The 4105-nt window shown below is 70.4% G+C and carries 4 protein-coding genes; 2 read left to right on the top strand and 2 right to left on the bottom strand.

Going from position 1 to position 4105, the window contains the following annotated elements:
• Positions 1-138 precede the first annotated feature (138 nt).
• Entirely contained in the window at positions 139-1119 is a 981-nt protein-coding gene (locus AB0E19_RS27245) for a helix-turn-helix transcriptional regulator (RefSeq protein WP_360602656.1), read from the bottom strand.
• 345 nt (positions 1120-1464) lie between these two features.
• Here AB0E19_RS27245 and AB0E19_RS27240 point away from each other — a divergent pair, with 345 nt between their 5' ends.
• The gene (locus tag AB0E19_RS27240; protein WP_169093010.1) at positions 1465-1794 is read left to right on the top strand and encodes a (2Fe-2S)-binding protein; all 330 of its coding nucleotides are present in this window, start codon (positions 1465-1467) and stop codon (positions 1792-1794) included.
• A gap of 104 nt (positions 1795-1898) precedes the next feature.
• Here AB0E19_RS27240 and AB0E19_RS27235 read toward each other — a convergent pair whose 3' ends face one another.
• Complete coding sequence (locus tag AB0E19_RS27235; protein WP_169093011.1) at positions 1899-2303, bottom strand: TIGR03618 family F420-dependent PPOX class oxidoreductase; 405 nt, start codon at positions 2301-2303, stop codon at positions 1899-1901.
• 128 nt (positions 2304-2431) lie between these two features.
• On the opposite strand from AB0E19_RS27235, the gene AB0E19_RS27230 reads away from it, so the two are divergent.
• Positions 2432-4105 (top strand): Clp protease N-terminal domain-containing protein (locus AB0E19_RS27230; protein WP_362184819.1); only part of this gene is annotated, 1674 nt, incomplete at its 3' end.

Here is a 4105-nt window from a genome sequence, read left to right as displayed (position 1 = left end):
GTCGTACACCGACGTGCAGCAGACCAGCGCGCTGGTGGTCTGGCGTCCGGCGCCGAAGCGCGGCGAGTAGCCGCACGCGCCACGGCTCATGAGGGCCCCTCCCCGCCCGGGGAGGGGCCTTCGGCGCGTCCGGGACGGTCAGGTGTCCCGTTCGAGGAGGCCGGAGCGGGCGATGAGGTAGCCGAGCTGGGCCCGGCTGCCGCTGCCCAGGGTGGCCGCCAGCTTCGCTATGTGCGCCCGGCAGGTGCGGACGTTCATGCCGAGCCGCCGCGCGATGGCCTCGTCGACGTGGCCCTCGACGAGGAGCCGGGCGATGGAGCGCTGGACGCCGCTGATCCCGCTGAGCTGCGGCTGGTAGGTGACCGGGGCGTCCAGGGGCGTCGCCTGGAGCCAGAACTGGTCGAAGACGCCGCCGAGGTACTCCACGAGCCCCTGGTGGCGCAGTTCGAGGGCGATGGTGCGGTCGCGGCTGGCCGGGACGAAGGCGACCTTGCGGTCGACGATGATGAGCCGGTCGATGATCTCCTCCAGCGTGCGGACCTCGACCTCGGAGCCGATGCGTTCCAGGTACGCCAGGGTGATGGGCTGGTGGCGCGCGGTGTGCTGGTACAGCGTGCGCATCCGGATGCCCCGGCCGAGCAACGGCCGTACCCGGCGCAGGGCTTCTCCGAAGGTCTGGGCACTGCGGCCCTTCCCCGGCTGTACGGTGAGCAGCTCCGAGGTGCATTCGGCGACGGCGCGGTCCAGGCTGTCGTTGATCCGCTCCAGTCCTTCGAGGACGGTGATGGCGTGGGTCATCGAGGGGTCGCGGGCGCCGAGGGCCATGAAGGGTTCGAAGGCGTCGGCGAGGGTGACGGTCATCCGCCGGCGCTCCTGTATCTCCTTCTCCAGCGGGTCCAGGAGCCGGGCGAGGGCGGCCGTCGGGGCCACGGGACGGAGCCATTCGGCGTCGTCGGGGTCGGGACGCAGCAGGTCCAGGTCCATCAGGCAGGGCGCGGGCGAGATCTCGGAACGGGCGATCCTGCCCTCTCTGAGGGCCTCCGAGTAGAGCCGAGTGCCCGGTTCGCACAGGTCTGCGTGCGTGTGAGAATGCACCTTTTGGTCAGGTTCTATCCGCATACGTACACCCCCAGGCTCTTGCATTACAGGAACATGATGCATTGGGCGAGTGGTGGAAACGGGATGAGTGAGCGATCGTCGTGACTTGCGGGGGAGCAGGTAGTTACACACCTTCGAGTGAGGTTGCTCGGTCATGTCCAAGAAGCTCATACGCACCGTAGTCGGTGCCGCGCTGATGGCTGCTGCAGCTGTGGGCGCTGTCTCGATGGCCCAGGACCCGGGGTGGGGTTCGCAGACGCAGGTCGTCAGGGCCGACCCGGGCTGGGGTCTGCTGCAGCCGACGGTCGCCGATCCCGGGTGGGGTGTGGCGCCGGCCGCCGACCCCGGTTGGGGGTCCGTCAGGGCATGACGGTTCCCGAAGACCCTCGTTTCCGTCGCGAGATGGCGAGTGCCTACCGGTCGGGGTGGCACTTCATCGACCTCGTCACCGCGGTGCCGCGCCGTGGCGAGTCGTTGAAGGTCACCCTCTTCGGTGAGCCGATCGTCGTCGTCCGCGGGGACGACGAGGACATCCGTGCCTACCGGTGCCTTCGCCGCCCACGCGGTGCCCCTCAGCCCGTCCGCTGTGCCATCCGGTACGGCATGATCTTCGTCAACTTGGACCAGCGCGACCACCAGCCGGTCGAGGCGCGGTTCGAATCCGAGACCATCTCCGCCACCCCCCGCAGTGCCTGAGCGATTCCCCCGTCGTTGTAGATCGCTCAGGTGCTTCCCCCACACAACGGCGCCATCGCGGACCTGAACCGCGATGGCGCCGTTGTGCTTTTCCGGGTCCGCGCTCAGGCGCGGCCCATCGCCCGGGTGAGGGCGATCTCGATGACGACCCGGTCGGGGTTGGGCGTCGGGGTGCGGCCGTAGCGCTCGGCGTACCGCGCCACCGCGTCGGCGACCTCCGCCTCCTCCGTGCGGATCCGGGCGACGCCCTCCAGGGTGGCCCAGCGCCCCTTGTCGACCTGGCAGACCGCGACCCGCGCGCCCTCCGCGCCCGCCGCCAGGACGTTGGCGACCTTCCTGCTGTGCTTGTTGGTGATCACCCGCGCCAGACCGTGCTCGGGGTCGTACGTGACGCCGACGGCCACCACGTGCGGGGTGCCGTCCGGGCGCGGGGTGGTCAGCGTGCACATGTGGTACTCGCGCCAGAAGCCGATGTACGAGTCCGTGGGGTTCCTCGGGTCAGTCGCCATGCCCGGAAACTACCCCCGCCGTTCGCCCCTCCGATACCTTGAGCGGAATAGACTCAACTTTATGTACGCTGTAGGAGTCAGACAATGAGAAGCACCCAGAGGACCACACCCAGGAGGAGACCCCGCACGTGGACGCAGAACTGACCAACAGGAGCCGGGACGCGCTGAACGCGGCGAGCAGCCGCGCCGTGTCCCAGGGGCACGCCGACCTGACCCCCGCACATCTTCTTCTCGCGCTGCTGGCCGGTCAGGACAACGAGAACATCGTCGATCTGCTCGCCGCGGTCGAGGCCGACCAGGCCGCCGTCCGCTCCGGCGCCGAGCGGCTGCTCGCCGCCCTGCCCAGCGTGACCGGCTCGACCGTCGCGCCGCCGCAGCCCAACCGCGAGCTGCTCGCCGTCATCGCCGACGCCGCCGACCGCGCCAAGAAGCTCGGTGACGAGTTCCTGTCCACGGAGCACCTGCTCATCGGTCTCGCCGCCAAGGGCGGGCAGGCCGGCCAGGTCCTCGACCAGCAGGGCGCGACCGCCCGCCGGCTCCAGGACGCCTTCGAGAAGGCCCGGGGAGGCCGCCGCGTGACCACCGCCGACCCGGAGGGCTCGTACAAGGCCCTGGAGAAGTTCGGCACGGACTTCACCGCCGCCGCCCGCGAGGGCAAGCTCGACCCGGTGATCGGCCGCGACCACGAGATCCGGCGGGTCGTCCAGGTCCTCTCCCGGCGCACCAAGAACAACCCGGTCCTCATCGGCGAGCCCGGCGTCGGCAAGACCGCCGTCGTCGAGGGCCTCGCCCAGCGGATCGTGAAGGGCGACGTCCCCGAGTCGCTGCGGAACAAGCGCCTGGTCTCCCTTGACCTCGGCGCGATGGTCGCCGGCGCGAAGTACCGCGGCGAGTTCGAGGAGCGGCTCAAGACCGTCCTCTCCGAGATCAAGGAGAGCGACGGCCAGATCATCACCTTCATCGACGAGCTGCACACCGTCGTCGGCGCGGGCGCCGGCGGCGACTCCGCCATGGACGCCGGCAACATGCTGAAGCCGATGCTGGCCCGTGGCGAGCTCCGCATGGTCGGCGCGACCACCCTCGACGAGTACCGCGAGCGGATCGAGAAGGACCCCGCCCTGGAGCGCCGCTTCCAGCAGGTCCTGGTCGCCGAGCCGTCCGTCGAGGACACCGTCGCCATCCTGCGCGGCCTCAAGGGCCGGTACGAGGCCCATCACAAGGTGCAGATCAACGACTCCGCCCTGGTGGCCGCCGCGACCCTCTCCGACCGGTACATCACCTCCCGCTTCCTCCCCGACAAGGCCATCGACCTCGTCGACGAGGCCGCCTCCCGGCTCCGCATGGAGATCGACTCCTCCCCGGTCGAGATCGACGAGCTGCAGCGCTCCGTCGACCGGCTCCGCATGGAGGAGCTGGCCCTCGCCAAGGAGACCGACCCGGCCAGCGTCCAGCGCCTGGAGAAGCTCCGCCGCGACCTCGCCGACCGCGAGGAGGAGCTGCGCGGCCTCACGGCCCGCTGGGAGAAGGAGAAGCAGTCCCTCAACCGGGTCGGCGAGCTGAAGGAACGGCTCGACGAGACCCGGGGCCGCGCCGAGCGCGCCCAGCGCGACGGCGACTTCGACACCGCCTCCAAGCTGCTCTACGGCGAGATCCCCACCCTGGAGCGCGAGCTCGCCGAGGCCACCGAGGCCGAGCGCGAGGTCCAGAAGGACACCATGGTCAAGGAGGAGGTCGGGCCGGACGACATCGCCGACGTCGTCGGCGCCTGGACCGGCATCCCCGCCGGCCGCCTCCTGGAGGGC

The organism is Streptomyces sp. NPDC047974, from assembly GCF_040653375.1.
Lineage (GTDB): Bacteria > Actinomycetota > Actinomycetes > Streptomycetales > Streptomycetaceae > Streptomyces.
This window is presented reverse-complemented; position numbering and strand designations above follow the sequence as displayed.